Source organism: Telluria sp. ZB4P34 (assembly GCF_059686055.1).
The window spans coordinates 75268-97128 of record NZ_JCASIF010000006.1; the positions used below are offsets into that span (position 1 = coordinate 75268).

General features: G+C 67.4%; 15 protein-coding genes and 1 tRNA gene. All 16 read right to left on the reverse strand.

Going from position 1 to position 21861, the window contains the following annotated elements:
* Positions 1–115 precede the first annotated feature (115 nt).
* Complete coding sequence (gene epsF / locus AC56KL_RS12500; RefSeq protein WP_497180481.1) at positions 116–1522, reverse strand: chain length determinant protein EpsF; 1407 nt, start codon at positions 1520–1522, stop codon at positions 116–118.
* 207 nt (positions 1523–1729) lie between these two features.
* Complete coding sequence (gene epsE / locus AC56KL_RS12505) at positions 1730–2518, reverse strand: polysaccharide export protein EpsE (RefSeq protein WP_497180482.1); 789 nt, start codon at positions 2516–2518, stop codon at positions 1730–1732.
* A gap of 171 nt (positions 2519–2689) precedes the next feature.
* The gene (locus AC56KL_RS12510; RefSeq protein WP_497180483.1) at positions 2690–3736 is read right to left on the reverse strand and encodes an EpsD family peptidyl-prolyl cis-trans isomerase; all 1047 of its coding nucleotides are present in this window, start codon (positions 3734–3736) and stop codon (positions 2690–2692) included.
* A gap of 197 nt (positions 3737–3933) precedes the next feature.
* Positions 3934–5025, reverse strand: coding sequence for a GDP-L-fucose synthase (gene fcl, locus AC56KL_RS12515; RefSeq protein ID WP_497180484.1), 1092 nt, complete (start codon positions 5023–5025; stop codon positions 3934–3936).
* 2 nt (positions 5026–5027) lie between these two features.
* A complete protein-coding gene (gmd, locus tag AC56KL_RS12520; RefSeq protein ID WP_497180485.1) occupies positions 5028–6143 on the reverse strand; it encodes a GDP-mannose 4,6-dehydratase in 1116 nt (371 codons plus the stop codon).
* 355 nt (positions 6144–6498) lie between these two features.
* Positions 6499–7881, reverse strand: coding sequence for an undecaprenyl-phosphate glucose phosphotransferase (locus AC56KL_RS12525; protein ID WP_497180486.1), 1383 nt, complete (start codon positions 7879–7881; stop codon positions 6499–6501).
* 71 nt (positions 7882–7952) lie between these two features.
* A complete protein-coding gene (gene epsL, locus AC56KL_RS12530; RefSeq protein ID WP_497180487.1) occupies positions 7953–9191 on the reverse strand; it encodes an XrtB/PEP-CTERM-associated polysaccharide biosynthesis outer membrane protein EpsL in 1239 nt (412 codons plus the stop codon).
* A 60-nt stretch (positions 9192–9251) separates the two neighbouring features.
* Positions 9252–9980: a CAAX prenyl protease-related protein gene (locus AC56KL_RS12535; RefSeq protein WP_497180488.1), complete on the reverse strand. Its 729-nt coding sequence runs from the start codon at positions 9978–9980 to the stop codon at positions 9252–9254.
* 36 nt (positions 9981–10016) lie between these two features.
* Positions 10017–11981 (reverse strand): ATP-binding cassette domain-containing protein, encoded by a 1965-nt coding sequence (locus AC56KL_RS12540; RefSeq protein ID WP_497180489.1) that lies wholly within the window; start codon positions 11979–11981, stop codon positions 10017–10019.
* Positions 11982–12165: 184 nt separating this feature from the next.
* A tRNA-Arg gene (locus AC56KL_RS12545) sits at positions 12166–12240 on the reverse strand.
* Positions 12241–12422: 182 nt separating this feature from the next.
* Positions 12423–13139: an EAL domain-containing protein gene (locus AC56KL_RS12550; protein WP_497180490.1), complete on the reverse strand. Its 717-nt coding sequence runs from the start codon at positions 13137–13139 to the stop codon at positions 12423–12425.
* A gap of 164 nt (positions 13140–13303) precedes the next feature.
* Positions 13304–13813, reverse strand: coding sequence for a MarR family winged helix-turn-helix transcriptional regulator (locus AC56KL_RS12555; RefSeq protein ID WP_497180491.1), 510 nt, complete (start codon positions 13811–13813; stop codon positions 13304–13306).
* A 7-nt stretch (positions 13814–13820) separates the two neighbouring features.
* The gene (locus AC56KL_RS12560; RefSeq protein WP_497180492.1) at positions 13821–15467 is read right to left on the reverse strand and encodes an AMP-binding protein; all 1647 of its coding nucleotides are present in this window, start codon (positions 15465–15467) and stop codon (positions 13821–13823) included.
* A 131-nt stretch (positions 15468–15598) separates the two neighbouring features.
* The gene (locus AC56KL_RS12565; protein ID WP_497180493.1) at positions 15599–16297 is read right to left on the reverse strand and encodes a response regulator; all 699 of its coding nucleotides are present in this window, start codon (positions 16295–16297) and stop codon (positions 15599–15601) included.
* A gap of 72 nt (positions 16298–16369) precedes the next feature.
* A complete protein-coding gene (locus AC56KL_RS12570) occupies positions 16370–20650 on the reverse strand; it encodes a hybrid sensor histidine kinase/response regulator (RefSeq protein ID WP_497180494.1) in 4281 nt (1426 codons plus the stop codon).
* Positions 20647–21825: a patatin-like phospholipase family protein gene (locus AC56KL_RS12575; RefSeq protein ID WP_497180495.1), complete on the reverse strand. Its 1179-nt coding sequence runs from the start codon at positions 21823–21825 to the stop codon at positions 20647–20649. Before AC56KL_RS12575 ends, AC56KL_RS12570 begins: the two co-directional genes overlap by 4 nt.
* Between the last annotated feature and the right edge of the window lie 36 nt (positions 21826–21861).

The window sequence follows — 21861 nt, forward strand, 5'->3', positions numbered from 1 at the left end:
GCGGAGCACCGGAAGGCATTGCGGATAGCACGGTTGGGTTCATGGTCCTGTCCTATTCTTGTTGGTTCGGATGCACTGCCGGCACACGCGCCGGTCGGAGCGGCGCGCGCAGGCTTCAGTTCAGCCGCAACAGGCGGCGCGGGGTCATCAGCGCGCGGATGCCGCCGGACCGCGGGCGCTTCATGCGCCACTCGATGGTGCCGAGCACCGGAATGCCCAGCATGTCCTTGACGTCGCCGCTCGAACGCACCGGGCGGTTGATGAGTTCCAGGATCAGGGCCAGGCCGACGCCGAGGATGGTGCCCAGCAGGATCGATACCAGGGTATTGAGCAGCACGCGCGGGCCGGCCGGCGCGGTCGGCGGCACCGCCGGATTCAGCACCGAGATGTCCGACTGCTCGGATTGGGCTTCGATGCGGGTCTGGGAGAAGCGGTTGCTGACGGCGTCGTAGGCGCGCTGGGCGCTGTCAAGGTCTTTCAGCATCACGCCGAGTTCGTCGCGGGTGCGGTTCAGCTCGAGCACGCGGGTCTTCTGGGCGGCCAGCTCGGCGCGCAGTTCGGCCTCGCGCTGGCGGTAGACCTGGGCGTTCGAACCGACGCTCCTCGACACGCTGCCCAGGGCGGCGTTCAGTTCGGCGCGCATCTTGCCCACTTCGGCGGCCGCCGACTGGTAGACCGGATGGTTGCGGCCATAACGCGAGCCCGCCTCGGCCAGCTTGGCTTCGCCGCTGGACAGGCTGACGCGCAGGTTCTGTACCAAGGCGTTGTTGGCAACGTCCGGAGAACCGACGCCGGTGGCCATGCGCTCGCGCGAGCTGGCTTCCATGGCCTGGGTCTGGGCCGCGACCAGCTGCGACGACAATTCGTTCAGGCGCGACAGCTCGACGTCGACCCGGTTGTTGTCGAGGCTGACGATGCCTTTCTCCTGCTGGTACTTGGACAGGCGGGCTTGCGCGGCTTCGAGGTTGTCGCGCAGCTGCTTGGTCTGTTCGTTGAAGTAGGAAGACGCCTTCTTGGCCGGCTCGGTCTTGAGCTGGACGCTGATCTTCTGGTATTCGTCGGCGAAGGCATTGGCGACGGCGGCGGCGAAGGTCGGGTCGGCGCCCTTGAAGCTGATCTCGACCACGCTCGACTCGCGCGACGGCATGATCTCGAGTTTCTGGAGCAGCAGGTCAGCCAGCCAGTCGCGCGCTGAACCCCGTCCTTCGCTGGCCGCGCGCCACTGCGCCTGCACGGCCGGGCTCGACGCCAGGCGCAGCGAGTCGACCACCCGCAGCGCCACGTTCTTGCTGCTGATGATGTCGATCTGGGTGGCCATATAGCCCGGCATCAGGTTGCCCGGCATGGTCAGCCCGCTCACCGGGTCCACGCCCTTGTAGTTCAGCAGCACGGATGCGGTTGCCTTGTAGGTCTTCTGCTGCATCAGGCTCCAGCCCAGCGCGAGCAGGACCGTCACCAGCAGGGTCCCCAGGATAATTTTCTTCCGGGCGAGAAGTATGAGCAGGAATTGATGAACGTTCATGGCCTTACCTTTGCATCAGATGCCTTTGACAGCGGGTGGACAAAACGGGTGGAACAGGTGCTTCTAATGCAGTCTACGAACTTTTGTAGGGTGGGCGGGTCTCCCGCCCACGCGTCCAGATCACGGTACTGCAGCCTGCGGGGCTACTCATTACCAAACTATCGCCGCGTGGGCGGAAATCCGCCCACCCTACGTAAAAACAACACCTCAGAACCAGCTTTCCCGGACAACGATCACATCGTCTACTTGCACCGGATCGTTTGCCTTGACATCAACCGTCACCGGGTTGCCGCTGGCATCCTTGCGGGTGATCTTCATGCCGTTGTTGCTGCCACGCACGCTCAAGCCACCGCCGGCCGAGACGGCCTGCTGCACGGTCATGCCGCGTTCGAGGCGGAACGGACCCGGACGCTGGACTTCGCCGGTGACGTAGGCGCGCGGCGCGCGCTCGACATAGATGATGTCGCCGCCGGCCACTTCGTAATCCTTGTTCAGTTCGCCATTGCGGACCATGGCGACCACGTCGATGGTCTCGCGCGTGGTATTGCCGTCGCGGGTGCGCACCAGGCTGATGACGTCGCCGCCGTCGCCGTGGATGCCGCCGGCCATGGCCAGCAGGTCGAGCACCTTGCGGCGCCCTTCCACCGCGTAGCGGCCCGGACGGTTGACATAGCCCAGCACCGACACCTGCTGGCTGGCCAGCGTGGTGACCAGCATGTTGACCTGGGCCTTCTTGAGGTAGCCGCCCTTCTCCAGCAGGTCGCCGATCTTCTTCTCGGCCGCGGCCACCGACAGGCCGCCCACCGCCACCTGGCCCAGCAGCGGGAAGGTGATGTTGCCGCTTTCGCTGACGCGCGTCTCGAGCGCCAGGTCGGGGCTGCCGTAGACGGACAGCTTGACCACGTCACCCGGTCCCAGCAACACTTCGGCTGCGCCCGCGACACCCATGCTCAGCACGAGCGCGGCGGCCATCATCCACTTGACGAATCGTTTCATGATTGCTCCTTTTATATCTGTTTTTAGTGTTGATCGACGGGCTGCCCGTAAAGCCTGCTGCGCGTTGCACTGGCGCCCTGTGATGCTCGCTGTACTACTCGTACAGCAGCGCTTCTCGGACGCCAGTGCTGCCGCTCGCGACGGCTTTCCAAGCTGCCCATATGGAGGCGATTACTTCAGGCCCGCCACGCCGCGTTCGAGCGCGGCCTTGTCGGCGGTAGCGCCGGCATCGGGCGCCGGCGCTACCGATGCGGCTGCGCCGGCGACAGCGCTCGCGGCCGGGTCGGCTGCGAGCGCCGGAGCGCCGGCCGCCGGCGCGCCTCCTGCCGGGGCGTTCGGGTTCGGCGCGAATTCCTTGTTCAGGTAGGCAATCTTGGCGGTGCCGCGCAGGCGCTGGATCTCGGCGGCGGCCAGCTCCTTGTTCTTCTTGTTCATCAGGTACTGCCCGATCTGCGGGCCGGCGATGGCCAGCGTGACGGGCGCGTCGCGCACTTCGGCGATCGAGATCAGCATCGCGCGGTCGCCTTCCTTGACCACGAACAGCTGGCCCTTGGGCATGGACAGCAGCTTGCCGGACAGCTGCGGGTTGAGGTCGGCGGTGCTGCGCGTGACCTGGGCGCGGCCGTACTTGATATTGCGGGCGTCGAGGAACACAGCCACTTCTTCCAGCGACTTGGCGCTGTCGGCGGCGGCGCGCACTTCCGGGGTCAGGTCGTTCGCACTGATGATCAGTTCGTTCATGGCGAACTGCTTGCGGTTGGCGAAGAACTGCGGGTTCTTGTTGAAATAGTCTTCCACTTCGGCCGGCGCCGGACGCGCCGGCTCGCCGAGACGTTTCTGCATGTAGGCCTGGGCGATGATCAGGGACCGCGCGCGCTCGATGGCCTGCATCACTTTCGGGTCACGGTCGAGCTTTTCCTTGGCGGCCTCGCTCTCCAGCAGTTCGCGGTCGATCAGGGCTTGCAGCACCTGCTTGCCCGCCACCTGCTGCTGCTGGGCCGACACGCCCAGGCGCTGCAGTTCTTCGTTCAGCTGCAGCACGGTGATTTCTTCGCCGTTGACACTGGCGAGCGCCTGGCCCGGCTTCGACTCCTTGGGCGCTTCGTCCTTGCTGCAGCCGGCCAGGCTTGCCGCGCACAGCACCAGCGCCGCCGCGGACAGCAGGCGCTTCGGGGATGGGAAGGAGGTTTGGTTGGCTGCCAAATGGAAGGTTTTCAAGATGGTTTCCTCGACGTTGGTTAGCGGGCGGGCCCGCCTCTTGTTCCTTTTGTTATTCGCGACCGGCTCCCGGATCAGGATCCGGCCTGGATAAAGTCAGGATAAAAAATAGGGCTCATCCATTCTGGGTTCCGCACGCTTCGTTCTCTGTTCGTCAATTAACACTCTGCTACTGTGCCGGAAACCGCGCGCGGTTCTCATGCGGCCACCCGCGCCGCCGGTCCCCCCGCGCGCCCCACCAATTCGGGCGGCACGTCCCGCGTACCGGCCTCGGCGCCGGCATGGTCCGCTTCTTCGTCCTGCTGCGCCACGAAGGCTTCGTAGGCGCGGCGCAGGCCTTGCTGCAGCGGGGTGCTGGCGCGCCAGCCGAGCGCGGCCAGCTTGGACACGTCGAGCAGCTTGCGCGGCGTGCCGTCCGGCTTGCCCGCATCGAACACGATGCGGCCGCGGTAGCCGACGGTCTCGCCCACCAGCTGCGCCAGCTCGGCGATCGTGACGTCCTGGCCGGTGCCGACGTTGATGTGCGAATGCATCGGATCGGTGTTGGCCGCATACACGTCGAGCGGCAGGTTCATCACGTAGACGCTGGCGGCCGCCATGTCGTCCACGTACAGGAACTCGCGCATGGGCTTGCCGCTGCCCCAGATCACCACTTCCGGCGCCTCGTTCATGCGCGCCTCGTGGAAGCGGCGCAGCAACGCCGGGATCACGTGGCTGTTTTCCGGGTGATAGTTGTCTCCCGGGCCATACAGGTTGGTCGGCATCACGCTGCGGTAGTCGGTGCCGTACTGGCGGTTGTAGCTCTCGCACAGCTTGATGCCGGCGATCTTGGCCATCGCATAGGGTTCGTTGGTGGGCTCGAGGATGCCGTTCATCAGGTATTCCTCGCGGATCGGCTGGGCCGCCAGGCGCGGGTAGATGCACGAGGAGCCGAGGAACAGGAGCTTGCGCACGCCGGCGCGCCAGGCCTCATGGACCACGTTGGCCTGCACCATCATGTTGTCGTAGATGAACTCGGCCGGATAGGTATTGTTGGCGTGGATGCCGCCCACCTTGGCCGCGGCCAGGTAGACCTGGTCGATGCGCTCGGTGCGGAAGAACTCGCGCACCTGGGCCTGGTCGGTCAGTTCCAGTTCCGCATGGGTGCGGGTGACGATGTCGGTGTGGCCCTGGGCGCGCAACACGCGCACGATGGCCGAGCCGACCAGGCCGCGATGGCCGGCGACGTAGATGCGGGGCGCGCCGTCCTGGCCGCCCTTTTGCTGCTGTGGCTGGGGATTGTTCAACACGTTTACTCCAGTGAAAGTGCGACGTTGTAGCCATGCGATGCGAGCAGCTTGTGGCGGCGCGCCGTGTCCAGGTCGTGCGCCACCATCTCCTGCACCATCGCTTCGAAACTGGTGGTCGGTGTCCAGCCGAGGCGCTCGCGCGCACGGCTCGGGTCGCCCAGCAGGGTCTCGACCTCGGTCGGACGGAAGTACTGCGGATCCACGGCCACGATCGGCTGCCCGACCGCCACCCCGGGGGCGCGGTTGCCGTGCACGGCCGCCACCAGGCCGCGTTCGTCGACGCCCTGGCCCTGCCAGGCGATCTCGATACCGAGCTCGGATGCCGCGACCTCGACGAACTGGCGCACCGAATACTGGCGCCCGGTGGCGATCACGAAATCCTCGGGCTGGTCCTGCTGCAGCATCAACCACTGCATCTGCACGTAGTCGCGCGCATGGCCCCAGTCGCGAAGCGCGTCGAGATTGCCGAGGAAGAGCTGATGTTCCAGGCCCTGGGCGATGTTGGCCAGGGCCCGCGTGATCTTGCGCGTGACAAAGGTCTCGCCGCGGCGCGGCGATTCGTGGTTGAACAGGATGCCGTTGCAGGCATACATGCCATAGGCCTCGCGGTAGTTCACCGTGATCCAGTAGGCGTAGAGCTTGGCGACCGCATACGGGCTGCGCGGATAGAACGGGGTGGTTTCGCGCTGCGGGGTTTCCTGCACCAGCCCGTACAGCTCGGAGGTCGATGCCTGGTAGAAGCGGGTCTTCTTTTCCATCCCGAGGAAGCGGATCGCTTCCAGCAGGCGCAGGGTGCCGATGCCGTCGACGTCGGCCGTGTATTCGGGCGATTCGAAGGAGACGGCGACATGGCTCATCGCCCCCAGGTTGTAGACCTCGTCGGGCTGCACCTGCTGCAGGATGCGGGTGAGGTTCGAGGTGTCGGTCAGGTCGCCGTAGTGCAGGATGAAGCGCGGATTGTCGGCGTGCGGGTCCTGGTAGATGTGGTCGATGCGCGCGGTATTGAACAGCGAGGCGCGGCGCTTGATGCCGTGGACCTCGTAGCCCTTTTCGAGCAGCAGCTCCGCCAGGTAGGAACCATCCTGGCCGGTGACGCCGGTAATCAGTGCTTTCTTCATATTGTTTTCCTTGCGGAACTAGACGAAACCAGCCCCGGCTGTTGCAAACTCATCAACGATTCTACGCAGCTCGTGTGGCCATGCAAACAAGAGACCAATCGTGCGCGTGGCTTTTAAGTCGACTTTAAGTGAATTGTTTCCAATCCGAATTTAAAGTGTTTTCACTGGTAAATAACTGCACGTTGCACGCAGTTATTTACTTTTCGCAGAAGCCGGACTTCCATCATCCTGCTATTCGATCCCGCCTGCAATGCCGGGTTCAGTCCGTCGCCCGGATGCTCCGGCCGTCGGCCGGGCCTGCGTCGCGGCGCCCGCCGGGCGCTCAGTGGGCGCTCAGTGGGCGCTCAGTGGGCGCTCAGTGGGCGTTCTCGCGGGTGAGCACCACCTTCACGGTCTTCACGATGATCCACAGGTCGAGCCACAGCGACCAGTTGCGCAGGTAGTTGAGGTCGTACTGGATGCGCGCCTCCATCTTGTCGAGCGTCGCCGTTTCGCCACGCAACCCGTTCACCTGGGCCCATCCGGTGATCCCCGGGCGGACCTTGTGGCGCAGCATGTAGCCCTTGATCAGCTTGCGGTACTGCTCGTTGTGCGCGACTGCGTGCGGCCGCGGCCCGACCAGGCTCATACGGCCCTGAAGCACGTTGATGAACTGCGGCAGCTCGTCGAGCGAGGTGCGGCGCAGGAAGCCGCCGATCGGGGTGACGCGCTGGTCGTTCCTCGAGGCCTGCACCACGTTCGGGCCGTCCTCCGTCACGGTCATGGAGCGGAATTTGTAGACATAGATTTCCTCGCCGTACAGGCCATAGCGGCGCTGGCGGAAGATCACCGGCCCTGTCGAGGTGAGCTTGACGGCGATGGCGATCACCAGCATCAGCGGCGCCAGCAACAGCAGGATCAGGCTGCCGATCACGATGTCGCTGCCGCGCTTGATCACGCTGTTGAAACCCATGAAGGGGGTCTCGCTGATCGCGATCACGGGCATGCCGCCGACCGTGTCGAAGCGGGCCTGCATCAGGTCGAACACATACACGTCGGGCAGGAAATACACCGAGGCGGTGGTGTCCTTCAGCTCGTCAATCAGCTTGCGGATGCGCGGCTGCGCCGAGATCGGCTGGCTGATGAAGATCATCTTGATGTTGCGCTGGAGCACGTATTGGCAGACGTCGGCCATGCCGCCCAGCACCGGATGGCCGATATTGGCTGGACGGCGTTCGTCCGAGCGGTCGTCGAAGAAGCCGCACACTTCCATGAACAGGTTCGGATGGCGCTCGCATACGCGGGCGAACTTGAGGCCGACATCATTGACGCCGACCACGACGATCGAGCGCACTTCGCGCGAGCGGTCGCGGCTGCCCGTGGCCTTGCGCACCGCCAGGTGGCTCGCCAGGATCGTCACCGGCGTGGCGATGAACCAGGCCAGCAGCACGCGCTCGTCATAGAAATATTTCAGGCCGCTGGCCGAGCCCAGGAAGTACAGCACGGCGATCGTCAGGCACCAGCCGAACACGGTGTCGCGCGCATAGGCCAGCATGCGCCCGCTGCGCCAGGTGCGGTAGGGATCGACGTGCTGGTAGACCGACGACGAAATGAAGAAGGCCAGGATCATCAGCACCAGCGAATAGCCGGAAAAGGGCTCCTGGTAGTACAGCGTGGCGAGATACAGGGTCCCCATGATGATCAGGGGATCGAGCACGCGCTGGAAAAACGAGATGATCGGGATGTCGTTGACCGTCATAGGTAAGCATGTTCACTTCATGTCTGCCGGGACCGGGGCCCGATGTGGTCGGTGGCGCATGGCGTTCTCCGTCAGAACAGGACGTTCGCGTTGAGCATCACGGTGTTGGCGTCGAACTTGCCCAGGTTCAGGGTTTCCGAACCGCTGCGCGCCTGGTGCTGCCAGCCGGCCGACACGGCGATCTTGCGCTTGACCTGCCAGGTGGCGCGCAGGCTGGCCGTCTTCAGGGAGTCGTCCAGATCGCGCAGACCGGCGGCCGCGACCGAACGCGGGTTGTAGGCGCGCTTCTCATAGGAGGCATTGGCGTCGACCTTGATCTTGCCGGTGGCCTGCCAGCTGGCGCCGACGCTGGCCCCGCGGTTCAGCGTGTAGCTGACGAAGGTGCTTTCGATCGGGGCGAACTCGCGCCACAGCGAGGCGTTGTAGGTCAGCTTGCCGCGCGGCTGGTAGGTGGCGTTCAGGCGTCCGTTGAAACCTTTGGTACTGCCCTCGCCGAAGGAAGGCTGCTCGCGCCGCACGTAGCCGGCCAGGGCCTGCACCGTGGTCGAGCCGGTGGCGTACCAGTTGACCCGGACCTTCAGTTCGTCCTGGGTGAAGTCATCCACCAGCACGCCGGTCGTGGCCGGGCGCCGGAACGGGTATGTGCCCTTGACGCGGCGCGCCACCAGGCCCACCGAGTTGCCGCTGCGCGGCCGGTACACGAGCTCGGCCTCCGCGGCTTTCTCGGTGCGGTTGTTGAAGCGCTGGCGCACGAGTTCGTACTCGTAGCGCTCGCGGGTGAAGCCGGTGCGCAGCTTCAAGCTCGGATGCATCTTCCAGCCGGCGTCGAACCACTGGCGGCGGCGGTCGCGCACATTGCGCTCGTCGCTGAAGAAGTCGGTGTACGAGGACAGCGAGCGGTCGTACAGGGTGCCGGCCTGTCCCTCGAACTTGTTGCCCAGCTCCCAGAACCAGGTCGCCTGCAGGTCGCGGCCGTCGTAGTCGAGCTGCTTGAAGAAGTCGAAGTTGACCTTCGACGCCTTGGCCACGACGGCGATGCGCTGGCGGCTGATGCGCTTGTTATAGACCACGCCGGCGTCCACCTGGCGCCAGCGGTCGCTGCGCTTGCCTCGGAAGGCGGGCTGCTTGTCCGGCACCCGCAGCAGGTTGTCGTCATAGCCCCAGCCGATGCCGCCGTACAGGCGCAGGCCTTCTTCCGGCTGCTGCTGGGCGCAAGCTTGCTGGACCGGGAGGACGAAGAGCGCCGCGACCATGAGGGCGAGCCGGCGCAGGCAGGGAGTGCGGAAAGTCGGGAGGCGTGAATGCGTCATGTTGTTCGTCTTTTCTGAAGTCATTGCGCTCGAAGGGATGCGGCCGGACCAGGGCGTCCGTCACCAGAATGCCCAACTGCTCGTCGTCACGACATAGACGCCGAGCAGGCCGTTGGTGACAGCGTGGGCGATCACGGGGGACCACAGGTTGCGGTGACGCATGTATAGAAGGCTGTAGGCCACACCGGCAACGATGCCGGCCAGCCACAGGTTGTGCTCGAAACCGAACAGGACGACCGAGACCAGGAAACCCCTGATGCCGACGCGGGCCGGCTCCAGCGCTTCGAAGTCGGCGCTGTCGACCCAGCGCATGACGAAGGAGCGCCAGAACAGTTCTTCCATGACGGGCACGACCAGCGCGGCGCCGGCGATGCGGATGAGCACCAGCAGCCAGTCGAGCTCGCCGTTGCTGCGCGGATCGTAGCCGGGGCTCGATCCCACCGTCATCCAGGGCGCGTCGAGGTTGACCCAAAGAATGAGCACGAGCACGCCGGTCGCCACCGACACCAGCAGCTGCACCGGGCCGGGCAGCGGCGCGCGCAGCTCGTGGTAGCGGCGCCAGGACAGCGCAAGCAGCAGCGCCACGACGCCGATCTGGACCGGATACAGCCAGCGCAGCTCGGCGCGGGTCAGGCCCGTGCGCTCGAGCATGTCGCCGAGGATGATGAAGAAAATGTAGGCGCCGAACGGCAGGATCCGCGCCCAGGCGGCGCGGCTGAAGAGAGGTGCGTCGACCGATAACGCGGCGGGTGCTGGAGGAGCGGTACGGGGTTCGTTGTGCTCGGTCATGTCCTTGTAGCGCAGGCGCCTGGCCTGCCCGTTTGGTTATTGCTGCTCGCCCCTCGCGCGCGCTTCAATGCGCTCCCAACGGTCGAGGGCGTCGAGCAGCAGGTCATCGATCTCGGCGTGGCGCTCGCTCAGGCGGCGCGCGTCGCCGGGATTCCGCTTGTAGAAATCGGGCGCATTCATTTGTGCTGCAATGGCCGACTGCTCATCTTCAAGAGTCGCGATCAGCTGAGGAAGTTCCTCCAGCTCTCGCTGTTCCTTGTAGCTCAACTTTACCTTTTTACCAGACACGCTCTGTGCGCTAGATGACATTTCGCCAGCTTTCGGCGCGGTCGCAGCGGGAGCAGCCGGCGCTGCCACAGGCGCCTTTTGGGAGGACGGCGCACCCTTTGCCGCACCCGCAGCGTCACTGCCGCGCACACGTTCCCAATCAGTGTAGCCGCCGACGTATTCACGCCACGTACCGTTGCCTTCGGCAACGATTACCTGGGTCACGACGTTGTCGAGGAAGGTACGATCGTGGCTGACCAGAAACACGGTGCCGGTATATTCCTCAAGCAATTCCTCCAGCAGCTCAAGGGTTTCGATGTCGAGGTCGTTGGTCGGTTCGTCCAGCACCAGGCAGTTGGCCGGCTTGGCGAACAGGCGCGCCAGCAGCAGGCGGTTGCGTTCGCCGCCGGAGAGCGACTTCACCGGCGAGCGCGCGCGTTCCGGCGCGAACAGGAAGTCGTTCAGGTAGGTCATCACGTGCTTCTTCTGGCCGTTGATCTCGACCCAGTCGCTGCCCGGCGAAATGGTATCGGCCAGGCTCGCCTCTTCGTTCAGCTGGGCGCGCATCTGGTCGAAGTAGGCCACGTTCAGGCGGGTGCCGAGCTTGACCGTGCCGCTGTCGGCGGTCTCGTCGCCGAGGATGATCTTGAGCAGGGTCGTCTTGCCGGCGCCGTTCGCTCCGATCAGGCCGACCTTGTCGCCACGCATGATCGTGCCGGTGAAGTTGCTGACGATAATTTTTTCGCCGTACGACTTCGAAATGTTTTCCATATCCGCAACGATCTTGCCCGAGCGTTCGCCAGTGCCGACGTCGAGGCGGACCGTGCCCTGCTGTTCGCGACGCGCGGTGCGCTGCAGGCGCAGCGCTTCCAGCCGGCGCACGCGGCCTTCGTCGCGGGTGCGGCGCGCCTGCACGCCCTTGCGGATCCAGACTTCTTCCTGCGCCAGGAACTTGTCGAACTTGGCGTTCTCGACTTCCTCGTTGGCAAGCAGCTCGCGCTTGCGTTCCTGGTAGGTGGAGAAATTGCCCGGGAACGAAAGCAAGCGCCCGCGATCGAGTTCGATGATGCGGGTGGCGACATTGTCGAGGAAGCTGCGGTCGTGGGTGATGAACAGCACCGATCCGGCAAAGGCGCGCAGTAGTCCTTCGAGCCACTTGATCGAGGTGAAGTCCAGGTGGTTGGTGGGTTCGTCCAGCAGCAGCACGTCGGGGGCGGACACCAGCGCCACGGCCAGCGCCACGCGCTTTTGCATCCCGCCCGACAGCGTACCCATCTTCGCCTCGCGGTTCAGCCCCAGGCGGTCCAGGGTGGTATCGACCTTGTGCGCCAGGTTCCAGCCATCGATGGCGTCGAGCTTCAGCTGGAGCTCGTGCATGCGCTCCATCAGCGCTTCGTCATTGTCCCCGCCGAACTGGCCGGTGAGCGCTTCGTACTCGGCCAGCATCGCCTGCTGCTCGCCCATGCCGGCGGCCACCGCATCGAACACGCTCGTCTCCGGGTCGAAGCTCGGCTCCTGCTCGACGTAGGCGATCTTGACGCCCTGCTGCATCACCAGCAGGCCGTCGTCCAGCCTCGCACGGCCGGAAATGATTTTCAGCAGCGAAGACTTGCCGGTGCCGTTGCGGCCGATCAGGCCGACGCGTTCGCCGGTCTCGAAGGAAAAGTCAGCGTGGTCGAGCAGCGCGACGTGGCCGAAGGCCAGTTGCGCGGAAGAAAGGGAAATGACAGCCATGATCCATGAACCCGCCCGCCGGTGGGTGGCGGGCGCAAATGTTGAAAGAAGCGTGCATTGTACCGACTGGCGCTGGCCATGGCCGTTTCATGGCTTTTCGCCCCGCAAAAATGCGAAAACGGTGCACGCAGCGGCGAAAATCGGAAGGAGTCGGCGGGAGCATTGCCCGGACGGGCGGAATGAGTGGTGTCGCCAGCAGGAATCGAACCTGCATCTAAGTCTTAGGAGGACCTTGTACTATCCATTGTACTATGGCGACACTCGCCAGGCCTGCTTGCGCATGCCAGTTCCCTATTGTACCAGCCGTCTTGCCAAAGCAGAACAGTCGCAAGCGTCCCTCGCAAGCCATTTTTGCCTGGAAGCGCTATACGGTCCAGGCCGTTTTCTGTATTGCTGCAACGATTAACTTTATTACACCTGGCCCGACATCCCCCTCCTGCGCTAGATCCAGGCCGCCGGATCGACTTCGCCCGGACGCCGGAACGCCGGCCTGGCGAACAGGTAGCCCTGCATCAGTTCCACCCCCTCTTCCGCCAGCCAGTCGCGCTCGGCCGGCGTCTCGACGCCTTCCGCCAGCACCCGCACCGACAGTGCGCCACACATCGCCATCACGCCCTTCACGATCGCCTGGCGCGCCCGGTCGCCGTCGATGCCGCGCACGAGCGCCATGTCGAGCTTGACCACGTCGGGCTGGAATGCCGACAGCAGCTCCAGCCCGGCGTGGCCGGCGCCGAAATCGTCGATCGCGGTGTGAAAGCCGTAGCGCCGGTATTCGCGGAAGATGTTGATCAGGTGCGGCCGGTCGCACATGCGCTCGCCTTCGGTGACTTCGAACATGATGTCCTCGAGCGGAAAACCCGCTTCGTCCGCCGCCGAATAGGTGCGCTGGATGCAGGCGGCCGGATGGTAGACCGCATTCGGGATGAAGTTGATCGACAGCCTGCCGGGCAGCCCGAGGCGCGCGGCGCCGCGGATCGCCTCGGCACGGCACATTTGGTCGAACTCGTAGCGGTTTTCCTCGTTGACCAGGGACAGGACCGACCAGGCGCTTTCGCCGCGCGTGCCGCGCACCAGCGCTTCATGGGCCCAGATGCTGCGCGCCTTGAGGTCGACGATCGGCTGGTAGGCGAACGCAACCTGGAAACCGAGGTCGCGCATGTTCCGGCACCGGCCGCAGGAGCGGAATTCCGGTGGCACATCAGGCGGTATCAGGCTCATGGATTCCCCTTGACGGATGCAGCAATTATGCGCGCTTGTGCAAGCGGGGTCGCACAATTGCTACCGCCGGTAAGCACAAGGGGGTGAGCACCGCTCCCGGGACCTCAATGCGGGTCGTCCAGCCTCAGGCGGTCTTTCATCGCAGCCAGCAGCGCGATCAGGCTGGCCTTGTCGTCGGGCGGGATGTCGGCGAGCATCTCGTCGATCCAGCGCTCGTGCACCGCCGCCATCCCGGCGAAGGCGCTGCGGCCGGCCGGGGTCAGGCGCACCGCCCAGGCGCGGCGGTCGTCCGGGTCGGGCACCCGCAGCACCAGGCCCTCGCGCTCGAGCTGGTCGGTGATGCCGGTGACGTTGCCGCCGGTGACCATCATGCGCCGCGACAGTTCGCCCATGCGCAGGCCGTCGGGATGGCGTTCGAGCTGGGCCATCAGGTCGAAGCGCGGCAGCGTGATGCCAAACGCCGCGCGCAGCCGGGTGCGGATCTCGTTCTCGATGCGCACGGTGCACGACAGCATGCGCAGCCACAGCTTGAGCGACTGGTGGTGATCCTGCGTCAGCCGGCTGGCCAGGTCGAGCGCGCCGCCCTGCACTTCACCGTCCCCGAGATCGGACATGATTTCCTCAGACCGCATCCATGCGTAACTTGAAGCGTTGCAGTTTACCGGTTTCGGTGCGCGGCAGCTGTTCGCGAAAGCGTACCAGGCGCGGGTACTTGTAGGGTGCGATCTGCGCCTTCACGAAATCCTGCAGCAGTACGGCCGTGTCGCTCCCGGGGACGAAGCCGGGCTTGAGCACCACGTGGGCCTCGACCACCTGTCCGCGTTCCTCGTCGGGGCGCCCGACCACGCCGCACTCGGCCACCGCCGGGTGGCGCAGCAGCGCCTCTTCGACTTCGGCGCCGGCGATGTTATAGCCGGCCGAGATGATCATGTCGTCCAGCCGCGAGCGGTAGTAGAAGTAGCCGTCGGCATCCATCTCGTAGGCGTCGCCGGTGATGTTCCAGCCCTCGTGCACGTAGTTGCGCTGGCGCGGGTCGTCCAGGTAACGGCAGCCGGTCGGGCCTTTCACGGCCAGGCGTCCGACCACGCCCGGCCCCAGCTGCCGACCGTCCTCGTCGAGGATGCAGGCGACGTAGCCGGGCACGGGTTTGCCGGTCGCGCCCGGCCGCACCTCGCTGCCGGCGGCGGAGATGAAGATGTGCAGCATCTCGGTGGCGCCGATCCCGTCGATCATGTCCAGGCCGGTGGCCGCCTTCCAGGCCTCGCGCGTGGCGGTCGGCAAGGCCTCGCCGGCCGATACGCTGCGGCTCAGGCTGCGCAAGTCGAAACGCGTGGCCAGCTGGGCCATCTGGCGGTAGAAGGTGGGCGCCGTGAAGCACACGGTGGCGCGGTGTTCCTGGATCGCCGCCAGTAGGGTCTCCGGGCTGAGTTTCTCGAGCAGCAGCGCGCAGGCGCCCACGCGCAGCGGGAACAGCAGCAAGCCGCCCAGGCCGAAGGTGAAGGCCAGCGGCGGCGTACCGATGAAGACGTCGGTGCTGCGCGACTGCAGCGTATGGCGCGGGAAGCAGTCGCAAATGGCGAGCAGGTCGCGGTGGAAGTGCATGGTGCCCTTCGGCACGCCGGTGGTGCCGGAGGTGAAGCTGATCAGGCAGACGTCGTCCGCCGCCGTGTCGTGCGCGGCGAAGGGCGCGTCGTGAAGCGCCATGCGCGCTTCCAGGGTATCTGGCAAGCCGGGCGCATCGGGCGAACCGGGCGCGTGGGCATCGAACAGCAGCAGCGGCAGCCCCAGGGCATCGACCTCGCCGCGCAGCGCGGCCGCGCACAGCACGGCATCGACGCGGGCGCGGCTCGCGATCACGCCCAGTTCACGGGCGCGCAGCAGCGGCATGGTGGGCACCGCGATGCAGCCGGCCTTGATGACGGCCAGGATGCAGGCCGCCATCATAGGGCAATTGGCGCCGCGCAGCAGCACCCGGCTGCCGGTCGGCAGCGCCAGGTCGCGCCGCAGCACATGGGCGATGCGGTCGACGCGCTCGCGCAGGTCGGCATAGCTGAGCCGCTCGCGGTTGCCGATCAGGGCCGTGCGTCCGTCCCAGCCGCGCAGGGAGGCCACATCGAGCAGCCCGGCGGCGGCGTTCAGGCGGGTCGGGTAGTGCAGTTCCGGCAGGTCGAAACGGAATTCCGGCCACGCGTCGGGCGGCGGCAGGTTGGCGCGCGCAAAACCGTCGGCATAGCCGGACGGCGCAAGTGCTGCGGAAACGTCGATCATGTGGGGTCCCTGTAGAAATGCCAGCAAGAGCGCAGCAACTTCATCACAACGGCAGCGACTTCGACATTACTTTAAATCTAAAGTAATTCACCGGCAAGCGATTCGGAAGGGAACCCTGTTTCGGGTTCGCTTCAGCCCTGCACGCGCGCCTGCTGGCGCGCCACGGCGCCGAGCGCGTGGGCGAGCGCAGCGCCGACGGCCTGGGCATCCGCTGGTGGAGTGGCTTGCGGATCGGTTTGGCGCGTGTCCGCCGCCGCGCGCAGCCGCGCCGCGCTGTCCGCCAGCCCGAGCGTGGCGCAGCCTTCTGCCAGGCGCTGCAGGCGCACCGGCTGCTCCGCAACGGGCAGCGCGTCAAGGGACGCCGCTTCCTCGAGCTGGCGCTGCAGGCCGCCGAGATAGAGCAGCAGGCGTCCGGCGTCGATGCCCAGGCGCCGGGCGACCGAGGCGGGATCTTCGTCCGGGTGCGCAAGACGGGTGAGCTGGGCCCGCACCTGACCTGCCGCGAAGGGCTTGACGATGTAGCCGTCGGCCCCGAGGCGCCCGGCCTCGGCCAGCGTATCGGCGTCGGAGGCCGCCGACACCAGTACGAAGGGGAGCGCGGCCAGGCCAGGGGCCGCGTCGGCGCGCAGGCGCGCCAGCAGTTCCATGCCGCCCAGGTTCGGCATGCGCAGGTCGCAGAACACGATGCCCGGACGCAGGCCGGCCGCCAGCTGGCGCCAGGCGTCTTCGCCGTCCTCCGCTTCCACGATATCGTATTGCCCGCAGTTGTCGACCAGATGCATCAGCATCATGCGCGACACCACGTCGTCGTCCACCACCAGCACTTTCATGTCAAGCCGGCCCTTTTTACACGCGTCGTTTGCCATTATAGGCACAGCCTCCGGTGCGGCAAAGGCCCCTTCTCAGGACGGATGGAAAGCGGCGAGCAAGGTCTCGAGGCGGGCGGCTCCGTCGCGCAGGCGCGCACCGTCGCCGGCGTCGGCGGCAGCCTCGAGTTCGGCGCACAGGCGGCCGAGCGCCGCGTCGCCGAGGTAGGCGGCGCTGCCGCGCAGGCCGTGCAGCACCCTGCCCGCCGCATCCAGGTCGCCGCCGGCCAGCGCGGCCCCGAGCTCGGCGCGCCGGCGCGGCAGGTCGGCGGCGAAGGCGGCGCGCAGGCGCCCCGCCAGGACTCGCGCCTGCTCGCTCCGTCCGGCGCGCGCGTCGGCTGCGTTCCCTGTCCATTGCGCCGCCGCGGACCCGGGAGCTTCCCCGGGGGCGACGCCGAACAGCGCATCCAGCGCGGCCACCGGCGGCTCCCTCGTCGCGCCGGGCATCGGCGCCAGGGCGATGCCGCGCCCCAGCTGGCGCTCGATGGCGCGCGAGATCTGCTGGTGCAGCGCGTCCTCGTCGATCGGCTTGGTGAGAAAAGCGTCCATGCCGCAGGCCAGGTAGCGCGCGCGGTCTTCGCCGCTGGCGTTGGCGGTCAGGGCGACGATCATCAGGTGCTGGTCGAGCACGCGGGCGTCCGGCGTGCCCCCTGCGCGGATCAGGCGGGTGGCGGTGGCGCCGTCCATCTCGGGCATGCGCCCGTCCATCAGCACCAGGTCGTAGCGGGTGCGGGCGCAGGCCGCCAGCGCCTGCACGCCGTTGTCGGCGATGTCGATCTGGTGGCCCATTTCCTCGACCATGGTGCGGGCGATGATCTGGTTGGTAGGGAAATCCTCCGCGCACAGGATGCGCAGGCGATGGGTGTGCGGCGCGCGCTGCGCCGTCTCGGGCTGCGGGGGCTCGACGCCATCCGCCAGCGGCAGCAGCACGCTGAAGGTGCTGCCCTTGCCTTCCCGGCTGTTGACGCCGATGCTGCCGCCCATCAGCGCCACCAGCTGGCGGCAGATCGCCAGTCCCAGGCCGGTGCCGCCGTAGCGGCGGGTGGTGGTGGTGTCGGCCTGCTCGAATTTCTGGAACAGGCGCGGCAGCGCATCGGCCGGAATCCCGATGCCGGTGTCGCGCACCGTGAAGCGCACCATGCTCCAGCCATCGCCGCGCACCTGCTCGTCCGGGCGGCAGTCGGCCTCCAGGGCGATGCTGCCGGACCGGGTGAACTTGAAGGCATTCCCGACCAGGTTCACCAGCACCTGGCGCAGGCGGGTGGGGTCGCCCACCACGAAACGCGGCAGTGCGGGGTCGAACGCCACCTCGAAGCCGATGCTCTTGCCGGCCGCCTGCGCCTCGAACAGGCTGGCGACGCTGCGGATCGCGGCGTGCAGGTCGAAGTCGATGTTCTCGATACTGAGCTTGCCGGCCTCGATCTTGGAGAAGTCGAGCAGGTCGTTGATGATGGCCAGCAAGGCCTCGGCATTGCCCTGGCCGCGCTCGATCTGGTCGCGCGTGGCCGCGCGCAGGGAGGCATCGCGCAGCGCGAATCCGAGCATCCCGATCACGCCGGCCAGCGGGGTGCGCATCTCGTGGCTCATGTTGGCCAGGAACTCGGACTTCTGGCGCGTCGCGTCTTCGGCGCGCTGCTTGGCCTGGCGCAGGAATTCCTCGTTTTCCTGCAGCGCGCGGTAGGCGCGCGCCAGCTCGTTGGACTGCTGGCGCACGCGTCCCTCCTGGTCGCGCAGTTCCTGCGTCTGGCGCTCGAGCATGCGGTTCTGCTGCTCCACCTGCTCGGTGCGCGCGCTGACCTGGCGCGCCAGCTGTTCCTTCTGGCGGCGCAGGCTCGACAGGCGCATGCGCACGGCGGCGTAGGCGAGCGTGGCCAGCAGCAGCACGGCGATGGCGCGGAACCAGGGCGTACCCCAGGGGGGCGGCTCGATCGTGATCGCCAGCGCGGCCACCTGCTCGCTCCAGACGCCGTCCTTGTTGGCCGCGCGCAGCCGGAACACGTAGGTGCCGGGGTCGAGGTTGGTGTAGGTGGCGAAGCGCTTGCCGGCGTCGCCCTGCACCCAGTCCTGGTCGAAGCCGTCGAGGCGGTAGGCGAAGCGGTTGCGCTCGGGCGCGGCAAAGTGCAGCGCCGAGAACTCGAGTGAGAACACCGAGGCGCCTGCCGGCAGCGTCACCGTCTCGGCATGTTCGACCGGGCCCTTGAGTACCCAGGGCATCACCTCGTGGACCGGCCGGTTGAAGACGCTCAGGCCGGTGATGACGGGACGCGGCGGCACCCGGTTGTCGCGGATGGCGCGCGGATCGAAGGCCGTGATGCCGTTGAAGCCGCCGAAGTACAGGGTGCCGTCGTCGCCACGCACGGCCGAGGAATCGAAGAAGGCGCCCTCGGTGAGGCCATCGGCGGCGCTGTAGCTGCGCCAGGTCCTGGCCCGCGGGTCGAAACGCGAGATGCCGCTGGTGGTGCTGACCCACAGGCGGCCGTCGTCGTCTTCCAGGATCGCGGCCACCGCATCGTCTCCCAGGCCGTCGCGGGTGGTGTAGCGGACGAAGCTCACTGCCCCGTCGCTGCCGACCACCATGCGGTTCAGGCCCACGGCCGTGCCGACCCAGACGTCGCCGCGGCTGTCCTCGAACAGGGCGTGCACTTCGTCGTGGCTCAGGCTGGCGGCATCGTAGGGATCGTGGCGGAAGTGCCGGAAGCGCCCGCTGGCGCGGTCCATCAGGTCGAGGCCGTCGAAGGTGCCGATCCACATGCGGCCGCGCCGGTCCTGCAGCATCGGGCGCACGATGTCGTCGGCCAAACTGGCGGACCTGGCCGGGTCGTGGCGCCAGCTTTCCACCGCACGGGTGCGCGGGTCGAGCCGGTGCAGGCCTCCGCGGGTGGCGATCCAGATGCCGCCGTCCGGCGTGCTCATCATGGCGCGCACGTTGTTGGCGTCGGCGTCGCCCGGCAGCGCCTGGCGCGCGAAGCGCCGGGTCACGGGGTCGAACGAGGCGATGCCGGTGCGGCTGCCGATCCACAGCCGGCCGCTGCTGTCGCGCGCGAGCGCGGCCGCCGGCAGGCCGGCCAGGCTGTCCGGGTTGTCCGGATTGTTCGGGTCGGGGCGGTACACGGTGGCCCTGCCGGTGGCCGGGTCGACGTGGTTGAGCGCGGTGCCGGTGCCGACCCAGAGCCGCCCTCCCCCTCCCGGCGCATCCGCCAGCAGCGCGCGCGCCTTGTTGTCGGCCAGGGAGTCGGGCGCGTCGTCGCGCCGCACGATGCGGGCAAAGCCGCCGCTGCCCAGGTCCACCCGCGAGACCCCGGCGTACCAGGTGCCGACCCAGAAGGTGCCGAGGCGGTCGCGATACAGCGCCGAGACCTGGTTGTCCCCCAGGCTGTGGCGGTCGGTGACGGTATGGCGGTAGCTGTCGAAGCGGTCCTCGCGGCCGCGCCAGCGCAGCAGGCCGTTGTCGTGGGTGCCGATCCAAATCTCGTCCCCGGCGTCGCGGTACAGCGTCGTGATCCACCACGGGCCCAGGCCCTCGGGCTGGCCGAAGCGCTTCACCCGGCCCGCATCCGGCCCGCGCAGCGCGCGCCGTTCCAGGCCGCCCAGGCGGCCGACCCACAGGCGCTGCTCGCCGTCCACCATCAGCGCATGCACCGGCTTGCTGCGCGCGCCCAGGCCGGAAGCATGGCGCTCGATGCGCCCGCTGCCCGGCGCCAGGCTGTCGAGCCCCCCGCCGGTACCGATCCACAGGCGCCCGCCGCCGTCCAGCGCCAGCGCGTTCACGTTGTCGTCGCTCAGGCTGCGATCGTTGCCGCGCTCGTGATGCCAGGTGGTGAAGCGGCGCAGCGCGGTGTCGAAGAATTGCAGGCCGTCGTTGGTGCCGATCCACAGCCCGTCGCGGCCGTCGCCGACGATGGCGTTGATGTGGCGGTTGCCGTTGCCGCGGCGCGCCGTTTCCTCGGGCGCGAACAGGGTAAACGACTGGGTCACCGGATCGTACAGGTTCAGGCCGCCATCGGTTCCCAGCCACAGCCTGCCGTGGCGGTCGAGGTGCAGCACCCGCACCCAGCTGTTCGACAGCGAGCGCGGCTTGCCCGGTACGCTGCGGTAGTTGACGACGCGGTAGCCGTCGAAACGCGACAGGCCGTTCTGGGTGCCGAACCACATGAAGCCGTCGCGGTCCTGCACCACGGCCAGTACCGTTTCCTGCGCCAGGCCCTGGGCCACCGACAGGTGCTCGAAGCGCAGCGTCGGGCGCGGCGGCGCGGCCAGTGCGCCGCTGCACAGCACCAGCAGCAAGGCCATGACGAGTCGACGCAGCAGCGCGTTCATGCGGGGAAGAACGCCAGCACGTCGTCGCGCCGCGCCAGGGTGTCGTGTTCGCCGAGGCGGATCAGCTCGCGCGTGTAGCTGCCCTCGAACAGCAGGTAGGACGCCAGCGCCGCGCCGCGCGTCTCGAGCGCGCCGATCCCGCCCAGCAGCGTACGCACCGGCGCCGGCAGGCTGTGCACGTGGCGCAGCGCGATGTCGTCCAGGCGCTCGGAGGGTGCGATGACCAGCAGTTCCACGCGCCGCAGCGGCAGCGCCGCACGCGCCTCTGGCGGGACGCGCTCGAGGGTCTGGTTGACCCGTTGCAGGCGTTCGATGTCGGATGCCAGGCTGTCGAGGAAAATCGACGACAGCGCATGGCCGGCGACCTGCGCCAGGCTCGGGTAGCCGCCGCCCGGCGCCGGCTCGGCGGCGTCCGCCGCCGCTTCCGACATGCGCCCGGCTCCCACCACCAGCACGCGGGTCGCGCCCAGGTGGATGGCCGGCGCGATCGGCGCCAGCTGGCGCATCGAGCCGTCGCCGCAATACTCGCGCCGGCCGCCGAGATACAGCGGCACCGCCGGGAAGATAAAGGGAATGGCGCTCGAGGCCAGCAGGTGCTCGACGCTGATCTGGGTCGGCATGGCCAGGCGCTGGTGGCGCAGCCAGGGGGCGATCTCGCGCGCGGCCTGGTAGAAGGTGATGTGGTGGCCGCTGCTATACGAGGAGGCCGTGATCGCGAGTGCATGCAGCACGCCGTCGGCCAGCGCCGCGTCCAGGCGCGGCAGGTCGAGTGCGCGGTGCAGCAGGCCGGCCAGCGGGGTGTTGTCGAGCAGGGAGCGGGGCGGCGCGGCGCGCCATTTGCGCAGCATCCAGCCGAAGGACAGCAGCGACAGCCAGCGTGCGCCCGAACGCAGCACGGCGAGCGAATCGGCGCGGTAGACCTGGTGCGCCGCGACGCCTTCCCAAACGGCCAGCAGGCCGCGCACGGCGGCCTGGAAGTCGTCGGCGCGGCAGGCCAGCGCGGTGGCGTTCAGGGCGCCGGCCGAGGTGCCGCAGATGATGTCGAAGGGGGAGCGCAGTGCCGGACGGCCGGCGTCGGCCAGGATGCGGGCGATCGCATGCATCACGCCGGCCTGATAGGCGGCGCGCGCTCCACCGCCTGTGAGGACCAGGCCTGTTTTCTCGTTGCTGTCCACGTGCCCAAGCTTAGCAAAAATTGCCTATCCCTTGGG